Raw genomic sequence first — 538 nt, 5'->3', positions numbered from 1 at the left:
TGTCATCCATACGGAGGCACGCATCAGTAAGTCTTGCCCAAATTCATCGTTCAGCTTGTCAACCATTGTGGCAATATCGAGTGCAGCGGCTTTCGTAAATGCCTCTGTTTTCACCAGTTGAGGACAGAAATGACGGGTTCCTGCAAGATTGTCATTGATACGCCAACGAGCATTCTTTATGACATGCGCAGGGCTTGAAGTAACCTGCTTCTTAGCATCTAAAGCGTCCACATAGTTACCGCCTAAATTACTCGGTACTGCTAACTGCTGACCCATGAGCCATTCATACAAGAAAGCCATTCTACGGGCATAGCTGCCTGTGGGCTCAGCGTTTACCCATGCTTGTACGTCATTAGCCCCTATCTGCTCAAACAAACGAGTCAGTAACTCTAAACTCAGTACTTCATGACGCATGTGAACTGTAAGTGCGCAACGATAGTGTCCAGTGGCCGCGCAGTTTCCTGATAAGCGTTATGGATACATCACCGTCTTTATAGGTTTGCCTGCGCCCACCGATACTACTGCTGACATATAAAGG

1 pseudogene is annotated in these 538 nt (G+C 47.4%); it reads right to left on the bottom strand.

Annotation, left to right across the window (positions count from 1 at the left end):
- Positions 1 to 414, bottom strand: a pseudogene (locus tag PG901_RS13605) (Fic family protein); the annotation flags it as partial.
- Positions 415 to 538: the final 124 nt, after the last annotated feature.

The sequence above is a fragment of the Psychrobacter sp. ANT_H3 genome (genome assembly GCF_027919975.1).
Lineage (GTDB): Bacteria > Pseudomonadota > Gammaproteobacteria > Pseudomonadales > Moraxellaceae > Psychrobacter > Psychrobacter maritimus.
The sequence above is the reverse complement of the archived record's forward strand: the minus strand, read 5'-3'. Positions and strand labels throughout refer to the sequence as shown.